Raw genomic sequence first — 14,351 nt, 5'->3', positions numbered from 1 at the left:
ATCAATCCACTTTAGGTTAATATTGTTTATAAACTGACGCATATTTTATTTTTCTTATTCGGTGTCTTCCGTCACGTTGGCTAAGCCGCCGAAAGAGTGTAAGTCAGTAATGAGTGTTTTAATCAAAATACTCAAAAGGTATTAAATCAATCTATTATTTGAAATCAACATTTGGCTACAATCTCAAACCTTTTAATCGCCAGTTACTATTTATTAAGTGACTTTCATAACGTAAAGATATTGTCATCAATAGTTGTTTGGTGGCAAGACTTAAAGGGAGTTATGCTGCAAGAACAGTGTACTTCAATTCCTTATTAAAATAAAAAGACTATCAAGAATAATAATGAAACCGATCACCATAAAACTCACCTATTGGCCGCTGCCATTTCGAGCAGTATGGCAGTGCAAGCACAGTCATACGACATCATTAAAGTTGAACGTATACAAACTACAGGTTCACATATTAAAAGAACCGATATGGAAGGCCCTTCACCGATTACCTCTCTATCTGCAGAAGATATCACTACAACAGGAGTGACTGACCTAATCGACTTATTTACTATGCTGACAATGGCGGGTCAAGGAACCTTTTCAACTCAAGGTCACAGTAGTGACGGCATTGGTAACGGTGGTTTAAGTGTATCATTACGAGGTTTGGGCGAAGATTCAACGCTTATCCTTGTAAATGGTCGTCGTATTTCTGTTTCTCCTTAGGCAAATGAAATAGACACGGCCTTCGTTGATATCAATAACATCCGATTAGCGGCTGTTAAACGAGTTGATATTGAAGGATGGTGCATCGGCTACCTATGGTTCTGAGGCAAATGCTGGGGTTGTTAACATCATATTGAAAGACGATTATGATGGTTTAGAAGCATCTGCAAAAATCGGTGATACAGCCGATGGTGGCGGCAAAGAATCTAACACTCGCCTATTGTTCGGTACTAGCTCAAAAAAATCCAACCATACATTTGTATTGGATTATTTTGAGCGTGAAGAAATACTTAACGCCGCCAGATTTTACACTAGTTCGTCAAATCAAACTGCTTTGAGACCTGATGACCCTTATGCATCACACAGCAGAAGCTCGTCAGGTGACCCAGGCACAATAGCCTTTGCTTCAGACAATACTGTTCGTACACCAGATACATTTGGTAATGATGTTTGTCCTGCTGTTCAAATTGTAGGCACTTTGTGTCGTTACGATTATGCACCAATGAGTACCACTGTTCCTGCATCTGAACGTGTAAGTTTTATGTATATGGGTAATTTTGAAATGAACCATACACTTAGAGCGTTTATGGCACCCCTTTGAACCTTCCTCTAATAGCCAAGAAGCACTTGATTATATAGAAACTCAGGCGACTCGTTGTGGTAAATCAACCAGCAAGTCTTTTGATAGAAAAATATCTGGTCCTATTATGAATATGTCAGCAGGCGAACTCATGCTGGCTGTCGGTGCTGAATACCATGAAGAAACCATTAGTGATAACCCGAATGACCAGTTCCTTCGTGGTGATGTTTTTGGAACGGAAGCAACGCAAGCAAATGGTGAGCGTGATAATACTTCTATCTTCGCTGAACTAGCCATCCCTGTGACTGAAACACTCAACGTTCAGATAGCTGTGCGTCACGAAGATTACAGTGATTTTGGTACTACTACCCATCCTAAGGTCGCTTTTATTTGGCCACCTACCGATGAACTATCAATATGAGGCTCGTTTGGTACCCCTTTCTGTGCGCCTTCTTTGAGTCAAATCGGTTTGGGTAGCACTGACGGATCACCTAGCTTGGTCGATTCTGTTCGATGTGCTGCAGTGGGTAATGTTGACCAAGCCTGTGACATTTTTGAATACACGGCAATATTGGCTGGTAATCCTAACCTAGGATCTGAAAAGTCTAAGAGTTATAACTTGGGTATTATTTATGAAGTCTCAGAGGATATTGATTTTTCTTTAGATTATTACAATTACGACATTGAAAACGTCATTGGTAAAGACACTCAGTATGTATTTACCACTCAAGGTAACAATTCGGCGGTTGTTGAACGTTTACCTTCACGTGTTGCGGGTGATCCAGGCCAAGTGGTTCGTGTTTAGGACCGTTTTGAGAACTTATTTGATCTTAAAACATCTGGTTTAGATCTTGATCTAGGTGACAAAATGTCAAATGACAGGGGCGACTTTAAATTCAACTACGTCTTAAATTATGTATTGAATTAGGAAGATATTCGAACTGGCGGCCGCATCGATACCCAAGAAGGGGGATTTGAACAGCCTGAAATACGTTGGACAACCTCTGGTTCATAGGTAAAAGCAGACTGGAGTGCAAATTTTGCCATCAACTATATTGGTGCGTTTGAGCAAGACTCTGCTATACGCAATCGTTCAAACGGAACTATAGCACCGGATATCGAAGCTATGATCACGGTTGATACTACTGTTAACTATGCGGGTATAGAAAATACCACTCTGACGCTAGGTGTTACCAACTTGTTTAACGAAGAGCCACCTTATAGTTATGATTCATGGACGGGTTATGTTTCAGGAACACATAACGCCCAAGCTAATGATAAGTTTTAATTATCTAAGCGTGCTATTTGTAAGCTGATGCGCGTTATCTTACTGTGAATTAAAGGCGTCATTATGACGCCTTTTTACTGCTCTTTTTTACCTCCTCCCAGACAATTAGGTGACGTAGGAAACGCACCATACAAACTGTGCCACTCTTCTTGAGTGTATGTATGTAAGGCTAAAGCGTGGATGTCGTTTGCTAACTCTTCTTTTAATATTGCATTAACCGCTCTATGGCGTTTTATTAGGCGTTCCCCACCAAACATTGGGGTGACAATCACTACCTTAAAATGGCTTTCTGAACCCGCTGGTACATTATGCATAGCACTTTCATTTATGACTTCAAGGTGTTGTGGATTAAAGTGACTGAGTAACTTTTTTTCAATGTTATTTTGAATCTTCATATATTCTCCAAGATCAAATTTCCCTTTTATTTTTATTACATCAACTTTAGCTTTAAAAAGGCAACGCAGCATATTGCTTTTGACAAAGCACGCGACTTTGAGCATAACTCATTGACTGTTATCGGTATATTTTTTGTTGGTTTTTAGGTAGGTATTTATATGATTAAGTGCTAAGGATGCGCGGTTTTGTGAATATGCCTGAATGTGAGGTTGATCCTCGCTGCGCGTACTTGATTGGTTTTAGCCATGCTGTGTTGCCAATATGTTTGAGTATCGCCACTCATTATCAACAGACTGCCATGGTGTAAGGGTATTCTAACCTTATCTTTAGTGCCGTTGTGATAAAAGTCTAAATTGCGTGTTTCACCAAAGCTTAATGAAGCGATCACAGGTTGGTGACCTAGTTCAGGCTCGTTATCTGCATGGCGGCCCATACTATCTTGGCCGTGGCGATATAAATTTGCTAAAACAGAGTTAAACGAACAATGGCTGACGTTTTCACACTTTTGTTTCAGTTCAAGTAATATTGGGCTCCATGGCAAAGGACACATGCTCAAATTGGAATATTGATAGCTCGCATCTTTATCGCCATACCAGGCTTGTAATCTTGGTATATTAAAGGTTTTCCCGTATAGAGTGATTTGTTCTTGCTGCCATTCTACAGACTGCTGCAGTCTACTCATCAGAATGTTTGCTTCTGCTGGCGAAAAAAAATTAGGGTAGTATTTTAGGTCTGCATCTGGCATGTCCAGCTGTATTGGCGTGTTATCATATTGTGATTCAAACAGTGATTGTTGCATAACCCATCAGATTTGGACAAAAATGAACACCAGTTTAACGCTTTTAGACAGAAATTTGCAGTTAGTTAGGTATCCACAAGACTTACAACATCCGAGTTGGCAAGCATGGGATGCTGCAGATGAGTATATAATTGAATATGTAGAACAAAATTTTCAAGACATAAAGAATCAATCGGTTAGTATTTATAATGATGATTTTGGTGCCTTAGCGTGCTGGTTTGCTGATTCAAAACCTATATGGGTGAGTGATTCTTTTGTTGCTAAACAATCTTGTTTGGTGAATTTGCAGCAAAATAATATCCCTATTGAGTCAGTTTCATTTTATGATTCAGTGACACCAATAGACTCACCAGTAGAAGTCGTTTTACTCAAAGTTCCCAAAACTACCGCTTTACTTGAGCAACAGTTAATTGACTTACAAGCCAGAGTGTCACCCTCAACTACAGTAATAGCAGCAGGCAAGGCCAACTTAATACAAAAATCTACCTTAGCCTTGTTCGAAAAATATTTAGGTAACACCACTACTTCATTAGCAAAGAAAAAAGCACGTTTAGTTTTTTGTCAGCCTGCGGGAATTACATCTGATTCCAGTCTTTATCCAACTATTTGGTTTACCGACAAACCTCGGTTTAAAATCAGTAATTTGGCTAACGTGTTCGCGCGTCAGCAATTGGATATTGGCGCAAGGTTTATGCTCGAGCATTTATCCAAATTAGCAAATATGAATAACAAAACGGTTATTGATTTGGGTTGTGGTAATGGTGTGTTGGGGTTACATATCCTTGATCAAAGTAAACACATTAAGGTCGTGTTTGTTGACGAGTCATATATGGCCGTTGCCTCTGCCAAAAAAAATGTATTGGTCAACATGGCAGAAAAAGAACATCAATGTGATTTTATTGTAAACAACTGTCTGGATAACTTCACTCAAAAATCTAAATTTACTGAAGCGGATATGGTGCTGTGTAACCCACCTTTTCACCAACAAAATACCGTCACGGATCACATTGCTTGGCAAATGTTTAAAGATGCCAAGTCAGTGCTTCAAAATGGCGGACAGTTGGTTGTGGTGGGTAATCGCCATTTAGATTACCCCAATAAACTAAAAAGACTATTTGGTAATGCAGCAACAGTTGCAACCAATCAAAAATTCAGTATTTTGTCTGCTACGAAACGATAGGCTCTAGGATTATCACCATGTTAAAAACAATTTTTGTCGCATATATTGTCATCGCCTCATCCTTAACCTCAGCAAAAGCTAAGGATGATGGATCACATATTCAGCCCGGTAATTATTACCCCCACGTCAAAATGGTGACCAGTATGGGAGATATCATCGTTGAGTTAGACCGTTCCAGAGCGCCTATTACCGTGAATAATTTTTTGCGTTATGTCGACAAGCGCAGCTATGAAGACACCATTTTTCATCGCATTGTGCCTGATTTTGTTGTGCAAGGTGGTGGCTATGACAGCAACTTTTTAGAAAAACCATCGTTTGGGAAAATATTCAATGAGTCTGGCAATGGCTTAAAAAATGTGATGTACAACATTACCATGGCAAGACAGAGTGACCCACACTCTGCCACTCGCCAGTTTTTCTTCAATATGAGCAATAACGACAGCTTAAATCCTGGAAAAAATTGGGGTTATACCGCATTTGGCTCAGTTGTTGAAGGGTATGAAGTATTGGATAAAATGGCCGCAGTGAAAACTAATTTTGACCCCAAATATGGCTGGTCAGACGTACCGGTAGAGCAGGTGATTTTGATAAAAGTGATGGTATTACCACCGGGTTAATTATCTACGGGGGGAAGAATTCAAACAAATGTGTTTGGTCCTGATTGCGAGTTTAATCAATCTTTTACATATGAACCTGAGTGTTATCTGTAGATTGATAGATTTTCCATTGTCAACAGGTGAAAGTAAATACTCTTTCAGTGAGGGGTTGTTCACAAGCATCAGCCAACAACAGCTTGGCCGTCTCTAAAGCAACCTTTGCCATATTGGGGTGCATATTTGTGGCCTTTGTTGATTAAAAGTAACGAGGTCTTGTCTGTTTTTGACTTTTCGCTCACCAGTATACTTAGCCAATCTAGGCGTTTAACTGTTTACCAATAAGATTTGTAACTTTATTTTTAATTTTCGCACTCTGAATTTAGACGACGTTTTGATCTTTAACGTTTAGTTTCTTGGCGATATTCTAATACTTGATGTTGTGCTAATAGCTGGTCAATTTGTTGATGTTGCTGTTGCGTAACTGTTGCAGGTCTAGCATAAAGGCAGTCATGGCGGTCGTTTATCCAACCATGCTCCCAAAAGTGTGTGTTTTGGATAAATTCTGAGGCAAAATTGGTGACACACATATCAAAACACCCCACTAAACACGTATCTATATATGTTTGATAGATAGGATATTGGCTGTTGGCTGGTAATTTATGCATATTGGCACATATAAATATTTTACAGGTGTCTGGGTTAGCTCGAATGTTGGCAAGTTCAGTCTGTGCTAACTCAGACTCTTGGGCGGCCACTATGCTGTCAGGGGCGACTTCTATGAATTGATAGTCTTGCTCACGGTCACGAAGTTCAGGTGATATTTGTTTAATGCGCAATAACACTGCGTTCAAGCTAGCCGTTTCAACTTTCGACACGCCTAAAGCTGTTTGTAAGTGTGCCATACCTCTTGCCAACCACTCTCGCTGCCATCCGTGTGCAACAATAGGCATATTGGGGCAAAAAATATTGGAATGGCGTGAGCGACTATCATGGCTAAGTAAGCTGCCATAACCAATAAGGTAGTGTTTCTGGTTAGCTGACATACAACTCTCCAATGACTAAAGCAATTAAAAGCACGTGAGGATAAGCTACTGTAGGTTTAAGTGATTGTTTGATGTATTCGCTAATCAAGCCAATGGCCTGAGGCCTTGATTGGCTCCACGCAAGATTAAACTGCATTCCCATTTGTAATAAGAGCTCTGGAGCGTGGTGTGGGTTGTCTTGAATTGCTTGTTCGACTACTTCAAGGCGTTTGCCTATTCTCGATTGGAACGTTTTCCAAATACCGTCTTGTAGCCATAAGATAGCAACGACTAACATCGACCATACACCTGCATTTAATGCAAAAACCAGAATGCAGCAGACTAAGATACTAAAGAGCTTGATAACCAGAGAACATTTCTCATAACTATCGAATTGGTTTTGTAAGGTGAGCCACTCAGTTTGCAGAAGGGGGAGTTGTACATCAGACATAGGTTATTGATTGGCCTTAAATTGATAATTTTCTATTGATCCAGCATTAAGTTATGGCCCCTTAACGGACTCTAAACCAATGGTTTTCTTGCATGCATCATCTCAACCAAATATACAGTGTGTCGAGCTAAAATGTTCAATCTATGCGCGACTATTTTCAAAAGCGATGACTTGGTCAATTTCAGAGCAGTGCAATGCAAGCATTAAAAGTCTATCAACACCCAGAGCCACACCTGAACATGCTGGCAGGCCGAAGTTTATCGCCGCAATAAAATTACTATCAATGGGCATGATATCCAGTCCCATATTTTGACGTTTAGTATTATCTTGTTCAAAACGTTTCAGTTGTTCTGGCCCATCGGTCAGTTCATGAAAACCATTTGCTAATTCGATGCCTTTGAAATACAACTCAAACCGTTCGGCTACCAATGGGTTAGTGGAGCTTATTTTTGCTAAAGCAGCTTGACTAGCGGGAAAGTCCATTACAAAACAAGGACGGACTTGCCCAATTTGGGGCTCTACGTGTTGACTAAACAACAGCATGAGTAATGTATCTTTGTTGTTTTCATTGGCAGTAAGTTCATCATAGCCGTGTTGGTTAGCCAGGGTTTTGATATCAGACAGACTCGCTGTTAGTGGGCAGCAACCCAAGTGCTGTTTAAATATATCTTGGTAGGTGACACGTTCAGCTAAATCACAATCTAAAACCAGCTGCATAAGTTCATCAATTTCGGTCATTAATTGCAAATGAGTAAAGCCCGGCCTGTACCACTCAAGCATGGTAAATTCAGGATTATGGAAACGCCCAGCTTCTTCATTTCTAAAAGACTTACCGATTTGATATATCGGTCCACTACCAGCACTTAAGAGCCTTTTCATAGCAAATTCAGGTGAAGTTTGTAGATACAAGATACTCGTTTGCGGTGAAAATGGATGCTTAAATTGTGTAGAGAAAGAATGTAAATGTTCATCTGTCACTGAGGCGTGGCTTAATATGGGAGTGTCTACTTCAAGCACATCACGCTGTGCAAAAAAGAGTCTGATTTTTTGTAGAACTAAGGCGCGTTTTCTTAATACTTTAATTGAAGCGCTAGGCCGCCAGTTTTCTGATCGCATTATTATTCCATTTAAAATAATAAAAAAGCCCACTAATGTGGGCTTTTTTATTTTGATATATAAACTATTTTTGTGCTCTAGACACATACTCACCGTTACGAGTATCCACTCTAACGACTTCGCCTTTTTGCACAAATAAAGGCACTCTTACAACAGCGCCAGAAGATAAAGTGGCTGGTTTGCCACCGGTACCTGCAGTATCACCTTTAAGGCCGGGATCGGTTTCAGTAATTTCTAGTTCAACAAAATTTGCTGGTTGCACAACAATAGGAGCACCGTTCCATAGCGTTATGGTACAAGTATCGTTTTCTACTAACCATTTAACGTTTTCACCCACCGCTTTTTCATCTGCGGCAATTTGTTCAAATGTTTCATTATTCATAAAGTGCCAGAACTCACCATCTGTGTATAAATAGGCTAGGTCAGTATCCATAACATCGGCACCTTCTACCGAATCCCCTGATTTAAAGGTTTTCTCAATTACTTTTCCTGATATAAGCTTACGAATTTTAACCCGACTAAAGGCTTGCCCCTTACCCGGTTTAACAAATTCATTTTCAAGAATGTTGCAAGGTTCGCCGTCGAGCATTATCTTTAAGCCCGATTTAAACTCATTTGTGCTGAAATTCGCCATGTGTCCCCGTAATATAACTATGCTGAGTCTGTAATTGTTACAAATAATACCTAAAAAACTGATGACTGTAGAGAGTAACTGGCAAAAAGAAATGGCGATGTCATTTTCTAACCCTATTTTGTTGCTCAAATATTTGGAATTACCTGCAGAAGACTTCACAGATGACATCAAGGCGCGGCAACTTTTTCCAATGCGAGTACCACGTACTTTTGCTGCCAAAATGAAAAAAGGTGATCCACTTGATCCATTGTTTATGCAGGTATTCACTAGCCGCAAGGAATTTGATCCAGCACCAGGTTATTCCACCGATCCATTAGAAGAGCAAAACAATAAACAGTCCGGTATATTGCACAAGTATCACAATCGTCTGTTGCTGCTCGTCAGAGGGGGCTGTGCGGTGAATTGCCGTTATTGTTTTAGAAGGCACTTTCCCTACAGTGATAACCATCTAAATAAACAACAGTGGCAACAAGCGTTAGATTATATTTCAGCTAATCCACAAATCGATGAAGTCATATACTCAGGTGGCGATCCGCTGATGGCGAAGGATGAATTTTTAGCTTGGTTAACAGCACAGATTGAGGCTATCCCACATATTAAACGATTACGTATTCACACACGTTTACCTGTGGTTATCCCTTCTAGAATAACAACGGAGTTAATTACATGGTTCTCGCAATCTCGTTTAAAACCTGTGATGGTGTTACACGTTAATCATGCCAATGAAATTGACGATGCGCTGACAGTGTCAATGCAAAAGTTAAAACAGGCAGGAGTCACATTACTTAATCAGGCGGTGTTATTGAAAGGTATAAACGATACTGCGGACCAACAAATTGCTTTAAATGAAGGGTTATTCGAAATAGGCGTGATGCCCTACTACTTACATGTTTTGGATAAGGTACAAGGGGCTGAACATTTTGACTTACCTGACCATAAAGCAAAAGAACTGATGAGGGAATTAATAAAGCGTCAGCCAGGTTACCTGGTACCTAAACTCGTGAGAGAAATAGGTGGCCAGCCCGGCAAAACGCCACTTGATTTACAGCTTCATCCTTAATTAAACAAAAGTGTTGATGTTAGACCCAATTGATGGATTAGAAGACGAAGTTTTAGGTGATGCAGCTGCCTCTAATAGTTCTAATGTCGCTTGGCCCTCTATTTTTTGCTGTGATTTAGCAAGTTGTAGAGACTTTATTTCAAGCGTCGAACTAACCGACGAGGAACTTGCTCCTGAAATATCCATACAGTGTTCCTTAATACTTGTAGCAGAGTACAAAAAAGGGCAAAATCACCCTCATCAAAATTTTATCGACAACCTTAAGCAAATCTTTAGCTATGCAGGCCATTATTCAAACTCTCAGTGAAAATGTTCAAGTTATTTATCGAAAATCTATCGATGCTGACCAAGTTATTAGCCGTCTGCAACATGATGGTAAGGGCAAGTTTAGTGCAGTTTTTGCCGAAGATGCTGGTTTTATTATAAGTAGTCGATTATTCAAACCCTACGTAGAAGAATTAGCGAATGAAGTGCTGGCCTTAGAAAAAACCACCCAAGATTCTTTAAAAGAACAATTGCCCAGCTTAGTAATGAAAATAGAATTGATGCTGAAAACGTTAAATAAATTTCAGAAAACTGCCCGTTAGCTATAAATTTATAGCTTTTAGCGTGACTGATGTATGGGTAATTCAGCAATCCTTTGGTTGATACTTCGCACCATTTCTAGGTATTTATGACTGTCAACTTCAGTAAATATTCGGGTGAAATCACTTTTGCTTAAACCTTCAGGTAACCCATCAATGTTTGGGAAAAAGACGTTTTCGTTAGTAATACCAGCTAATATAGACTGAACTGAACCGGCACTTGACGGATTAGTGGCAGTAATAGCAAACTCCACGCCAGCAAAATCGGCCGCCAAATCCACAAAACTATAGCCACTGCCCTCGTCACTTCTGTCCATCAATTCTTTGAATTCACCAATGGCGATACTCAGCCCCTGTTCTGATAATATTTTTAAGGCGGCAGAGAAAATAAAATGTTGATTAAGGTCGGTTCGGGATTTTAACATGGACTTGGCTTTAGGCATGGCTACCTTGCCCTTTTTTGGCTGAACATCTCCCACTAAATTAGCAAATCTATGATGCCCAGCATATATCGCTAGTGCGAAAATTGCGGCTTCGTTTTCTTTAGGGGCAGTGTCGTAATTGGAGCGTTTTTTTGCCAAACTAAAAATTGGTCCAATATAGTTAGCCAAAGATTGTGGTGTTGACCTTTTACCTATGCTTAATAAAGACAGCTGTTTCAAATAATACCGCCGTTCTAAGGCGCATATCCTCATCACTGCCGCCGCCCACACCTTGTTTGACATCGTTTAAATTTCTGAGAAATTTATCCAGTGGCAGTATGGATAATTGCATCTTTTGCTCATTCATAGAGACCGACTCTACTTGCTGAACGAATTGACTGGCGATATCACTGTTGGTATACCAATTAGCTAAGTAGACAAGGGTCCCCAAAGCTAAATTACCAGGAATATTTATAAATCCAAATTTCACATGACCAACTTTAATACCAAGTCCTGGTAACAATAAAATATCAATATTCAGATATTGACCAACAGGATTTTTTGGCAGCTGGTAGCTAGCCAAAATTCTGGTTGCGTGTGAATTGATAAAAACCTGGCCTTTAATTTTTCCATGAGCGCGCTGTGCAAAACCCAGTAAGCTATTGAGTTGATCTTGAGTAATATCGATATTTTGTCTGTTCGTTCTATTTTTAATACTATCACTGAGTTGCGTCATCAGTTTTTTCACTGATTCTGCTTGGTTGACCTGTTCACCACTATTAGAAACAACTGCAGGGTTAGGTTCGATTACGGTTATAAAAAGACCAGCAATAACGATGATTATCAGCAGCAGTAAAAAACTGATATATGTAAAAGTTTTAGCCAAAATAGGTGCCTTTAAGCCTGATAATTGATATGTATATTGACTAAAAACAAATATCTAAACAATCGCCATATTGCCTTTGGATTCAAGCCACTCTTTTCGGTCTGGTGCACGTTTTTTGGATAGCAGCATATCCATCATTTCTAACATTTGGTCTGCATCGTCTACCATCAGTTGCACTAACCTACGGGTGTTCGGATCCATGGTAGTTTCGCGCAATTGCAAAGGATTCATTTCACCCAAGCCTTTGAAACGCTGCACATTCACTTTGCCACGTTTTTTCTCAGCGACGATGCGGTCTAGAATACCTTCTTTTTCACCTTCGTCTAAGGCGTAATATACTTCTTTACCTATATCAATTCTGAACAGTGGAGGCATAGCCACATAAACGTGACCGGTATTCACCAGAGTTCTAAAATGTTTAACAAATAGTGCACAAAGTAATGTGGCAATATGTAAACCATCGGAGTCAGCATCTGCCAAAATACAAATTTTGTCATACCGAAGGCCACTTAAATCCTCTGAGTCAGGGTCAATCCCCAAGGCTACGGAAATATCATGAATTTCTTGTGAAGCTAATACCTGAGACGAGTCTACTTCCCAACTGTTAAGGATTTTCCCTCGCAGTGGCATGATAGCTTGAAATTCACGGTCCCTTGCTTGCTTTGCAGAGCCTCCAGCAGAATCTCCTTCTACTAAAAATAATTCTGAGCGACTGGTATCTTGCGTCGAACAATCAGTGAGTTTTCCAGGTAAAGCAGGGCCTTGAGTGACTTTTTTGCGCGCGACTTTTTTACTTTGACGTAAACGGGTTTGTGCGTTATTGATGCACATATCGGCCAACAACTCAGCGACATCAGTATGTTGGTTGAGCCATAGACTAAAAGCATCTTTAACCACTCCAGATACAAAAGCTGCGGCTTGGCGCGAAGATAAACGTTCTTTTATTTGACCTGCAAATTGTGGATCTTGCATTTTGGTGGATAAGACATAACTACATCGTTCCCAAATATCTTCTGGTGTGAGTTTGACTCCGCGTGGCATTAGGTTTCTAAATTCACAAAACTCACGCATTGACTCCAACAATCCTTGGCGTAAACCATTAACGTGGGTTCCGCCTTGGGCCGTGGGGATAAGATTCACATAACTCTCAGTGATCATTTCACCACCTTCTGGTAACCACATAACTGCCCAATCTGCAGCTTCAGTGTTTCCTGAAATTGCGCCTGTGAAGGGGCTATCTTGTGGCAAAGTCACATATTCTTTTACTGATTGATATAAATAGTCACGTAAACCATCTTCAAAGTACCACTCGGTAGTTTCATTGTTGACTTTATCATCAAATCGAATCCTTAAGCCCGGACATAACACTGCTTTAGCACGCAACACATGTAAAAGCTTAGTGACAGAAAACTTGCTAGAATCAAAGTATTTTGGGTCAGGCCAAAAATGAACTTTGGTGCCTGTGTTGCGTTTACCACAGGTATCAATAATCTCTAACTCTTGAACCTTGTCGCCGTTTTCAAAGGCAATTTGATGGACGTTGCCATCACGACGAATATTAACTTCCACCCGTTTAGATAAGGCATTGACCACAGAAATACCGACGCCATGTAAACCACCAGAAAACTGATAACTTTTATTCGAAAACTTACCGCCAGCGTGCAATTTAGTCATGATCAACTCAACCCCTGAAATACCTTCTTCAGGGTGAATGTCTACAGGCATTCCTCGACCGTCATCCGTGACTTCTATGGATTGGTCTGAGTGTAATACCACTCGAATAGAGGTAGCATGACCACCTAAGGCCTCGTCAACACTGTTATCAATGACTTCTTGGCTTAAATGATTGGGTCGCGTGGTATCGGTGTACATACCGGGGCGGCGTTGAACTGGCTCTAGGCCGTTCAATACTTCAATAGCGTCTGCGTTGTATTCGTTTGACATAGTTTTTAATCAGAGCTCTTATTATGCGAATGTTGGTTGTGGTGTTATACCTACAACCTAATATTTGTGCCATAGGCAACATGTTATACCAAGCTTCAATTAGTCTTGCAGTAGAAACCTAAAAATATCTGGTAAGAATCTCTGAAAATCTTGAAAACTATGATCCCCACCTTGTTCTATATTTAATTTATAATCTTGGTATTTGGTTTCGGCCTGACGATAGTCCAAGGTTTCATCCGCAGTTTGTAATAATACCCAATAATCAGATTTTGAGTTCAACGTTGGTGTATCCAACTGACGAAGTTCATCAATATGTTTCTTTTCTAGTAAGAAGGGTTGTTGGGTATTGGGATTAATATGTTCACCCAAAAAATCGACTAACAATTCAAAAGGGCGCACTGCAGGGTTAATCAATACGGCTTTACCTGAATATTTTTCCACCATAAATGTGGATAAAAACCCCCCTAAAGAGCTACCAATAAACCGCAGTTTTTTACCTTTATGTTCCGCGACGAGCTGTTCGATAATAGCCAGCGCATCATTAGGATAATTAGCAAGCTGTGGTATTTCTATGGTTAAATCAGGATGGTGAGCCCTGACATACTTAAGGAATTGCACCGCCTTTTGAGATTGCGGAGAACTTAGAAATCCATGAAGATAAATAACAACATATTGCACA

The 14,351-nt window shown here is 40.0% G+C and carries 15 protein-coding genes and 1 pseudogene; 5 read left to right on the top strand and 11 right to left on the bottom strand.

What is annotated here, in order from left to right:
* The first annotated feature begins 396 nt into the window (after positions 1-396).
* Positions 397-2,582: pseudogene (locus Q0Y52_RS02595) on the top strand (TonB-dependent receptor).
* Between the two features lie 74 nt (positions 2,583-2,656).
* Here the strand turns inward: Q0Y52_RS02595 and bolA are convergent.
* Entirely contained in the window at positions 2,657-2,977 is a 321-nt protein-coding gene (gene bolA / locus Q0Y52_RS02590; RefSeq protein ID WP_297817583.1) for a transcriptional regulator BolA, read from the bottom strand.
* 170 nt (positions 2,978-3,147) lie between these two features.
* The gene (locus tag Q0Y52_RS02585; RefSeq protein WP_297817580.1) at positions 3,148-3,777 is read right to left on the bottom strand and encodes an alpha-ketoglutarate-dependent dioxygenase AlkB; all 630 of its coding nucleotides are present in this window, start codon (positions 3,775-3,777) and stop codon (positions 3,148-3,150) included.
* Positions 3,778-3,799: 22 nt separating this feature from the next.
* Here Q0Y52_RS02585 and Q0Y52_RS02580 point away from each other — a divergent pair, with 22 nt between their 5' ends.
* Together Q0Y52_RS02580 and Q0Y52_RS02575 are read left to right on the top strand one after the other, a co-directional pair.
* Entirely contained in the window at positions 3,800-4,957 is a 1,158-nt protein-coding gene (locus Q0Y52_RS02580; protein ID WP_297817577.1) for a methyltransferase, read from the top strand.
* 17 nt (positions 4,958-4,974) lie between these two features.
* A complete protein-coding gene (locus Q0Y52_RS02575) occupies positions 4,975-5,574 on the top strand; it encodes a peptidylprolyl isomerase (RefSeq protein WP_297817574.1) in 600 nt (199 codons plus the stop codon).
* Positions 5,575-5,951: 377 nt separating this feature from the next.
* On the opposite strand, the gene Q0Y52_RS02570 is transcribed toward Q0Y52_RS02575, so the two are convergent.
* From Q0Y52_RS02570 to efp, 4 genes are all read right to left on the bottom strand, one after another.
* Positions 5,952-6,596: a hypothetical protein gene (locus Q0Y52_RS02570; protein ID WP_297817571.1), complete on the bottom strand. Its 645-nt coding sequence runs from the start codon at positions 6,594-6,596 to the stop codon at positions 5,952-5,954.
* Positions 6,586-7,026 carry a hypothetical protein gene (locus Q0Y52_RS02565; RefSeq protein WP_297817568.1) on the bottom strand — a complete coding sequence of 147 codons (441 nt, stop codon included), beginning with the start codon at positions 7,024-7,026 and terminating at the stop codon, positions 6,586-6,588. The genes Q0Y52_RS02570 and Q0Y52_RS02565 overlap by 11 nt, the downstream gene beginning before the upstream one ends.
* Positions 7,027-7,167: 141 nt before the next feature.
* Complete coding sequence (gene epmA, locus Q0Y52_RS02560; protein ID WP_297817565.1) at positions 7,168-8,142, bottom strand: elongation factor P--(R)-beta-lysine ligase; 975 nt, start codon at positions 8,140-8,142, stop codon at positions 7,168-7,170.
* Between the two features lie 64 nt (positions 8,143-8,206).
* Positions 8,207-8,776 (bottom strand): elongation factor P, encoded by a 570-nt coding sequence (gene efp, locus Q0Y52_RS02555; RefSeq protein WP_297817562.1) that lies wholly within the window; start codon positions 8,774-8,776, stop codon positions 8,207-8,209.
* Positions 8,777-8,810: 34 nt separating this feature from the next.
* On the opposite strand from efp, the gene epmB reads away from it, so the two are divergent.
* A complete protein-coding gene (gene epmB / locus Q0Y52_RS02550; RefSeq protein ID WP_297817558.1) occupies positions 8,811-9,836 on the top strand; it encodes an EF-P beta-lysylation protein EpmB in 1,026 nt (341 codons plus the stop codon).
* Here the strand turns inward: epmB and Q0Y52_RS02545 are convergent, their stop codons facing one another.
* Positions 9,837-10,022, bottom strand: a complete 186-nt coding sequence (locus Q0Y52_RS02545) for a hypothetical protein (protein ID WP_297817555.1) — start codon at positions 10,020-10,022, stop codon at positions 9,837-9,839.
* A gap of 92 nt (positions 10,023-10,114) precedes the next feature.
* On the opposite strand from Q0Y52_RS02545, the gene Q0Y52_RS02540 reads away from it, so the two are divergent.
* Positions 10,115-10,423, top strand: a complete 309-nt coding sequence (locus Q0Y52_RS02540) for a hypothetical protein (protein WP_297817553.1) — start codon at positions 10,115-10,117, stop codon at positions 10,421-10,423.
* A gap of 17 nt (positions 10,424-10,440) precedes the next feature.
* Here the strand turns inward: Q0Y52_RS02540 and Q0Y52_RS19370 are convergent, their stop codons facing one another.
* From Q0Y52_RS19370 to Q0Y52_RS02525, 4 genes are all read right to left on the bottom strand, one after another.
* Positions 10,441-11,001, bottom strand: coding sequence for a hypothetical protein (locus tag Q0Y52_RS19370; RefSeq protein ID WP_366939213.1), 561 nt, complete (start codon positions 10,999-11,001; stop codon positions 10,441-10,443).
* A gap of 49 nt (positions 11,002-11,050) precedes the next feature.
* Entirely contained in the window at positions 11,051-11,728 is a 678-nt protein-coding gene (locus Q0Y52_RS19365; protein WP_366939212.1) for a hypothetical protein, read from the bottom strand.
* A gap of 54 nt (positions 11,729-11,782) precedes the next feature.
* Positions 11,783-13,672 (bottom strand): DNA topoisomerase IV subunit B, encoded by a 1,890-nt coding sequence (gene parE, locus Q0Y52_RS02530; protein WP_297817550.1) that lies wholly within the window; start codon positions 13,670-13,672, stop codon positions 11,783-11,785.
* A 99-nt stretch (positions 13,673-13,771) separates the two neighbouring features.
* Positions 13,772-14,350 (bottom strand): YqiA/YcfP family alpha/beta fold hydrolase, encoded by a 579-nt coding sequence (locus Q0Y52_RS02525; protein WP_297817547.1) that lies wholly within the window; start codon positions 14,348-14,350, stop codon positions 13,772-13,774.
* Position 14,351 lies beyond the last annotated feature (1 nt).

The organism is uncultured Paraglaciecola sp. (assembly GCF_943787955.1).
GTDB lineage: Bacteria > Pseudomonadota > Gammaproteobacteria > Enterobacterales > Alteromonadaceae > Paraglaciecola.
This window is presented reverse-complemented; position numbering and strand designations above follow the sequence as displayed.

Bases quoted from the DNA above. Each gene is read 5' to 3' on its own strand.
- Q0Y52_RS02565 (WP_297817568.1), bottom strand. From the start codon at position 7,026: ATGTCTGATGTACAACTCCCCCTTCTGCAAACTGAGTGGCTCACCTTA.
- Q0Y52_RS02545 (WP_297817555.1), bottom strand. From the start codon at position 10,022: ATGGATATTTCAGGAGCAAGTTCCTCGTCGGTTAGTTCGACGCTTGAA.
- efp (WP_297817562.1), bottom strand. From the start codon at position 8,776: ATGGCGAATTTCAGCACAAATGAGTTTAAATCGGGCTTAAAGATAATG.
- epmA (WP_297817565.1), bottom strand. From the start codon at position 8,142: ATGCGATCAGAAAACTGGCGGCCTAGCGCTTCAATTAAAGTATTAAGA.
- Q0Y52_RS02575 (WP_297817574.1), top strand. From the start codon at position 4,975: ATGTTAAAAACAATTTTTGTCGCATATATTGTCATCGCCTCATCCTTA.
- parE (WP_297817550.1), bottom strand. From the start codon at position 13,672: ATGTCAAACGAATACAACGCAGACGCTATTGAAGTATTGAACGGCCTA.
- Q0Y52_RS02580 (WP_297817577.1), top strand. From the start codon at position 3,800: ATGAACACCAGTTTAACGCTTTTAGACAGAAATTTGCAGTTAGTTAGG.
- Q0Y52_RS02585 (WP_297817580.1), bottom strand. From the start codon at position 3,777: ATGCAACAATCACTGTTTGAATCACAATATGATAACACGCCAATACAG.
- bolA (WP_297817583.1), bottom strand. From the start codon at position 2,977: ATGAAGATTCAAAATAACATTGAAAAAAAGTTACTCAGTCACTTTAAT.
- Q0Y52_RS02540 (WP_297817553.1), top strand. From the start codon at position 10,115: ATGCAGGCCATTATTCAAACTCTCAGTGAAAATGTTCAAGTTATTTAT.
- Q0Y52_RS02570 (WP_297817571.1), bottom strand. From the start codon at position 6,596: ATGTCAGCTAACCAGAAACACTACCTTATTGGTTATGGCAGCTTACTT.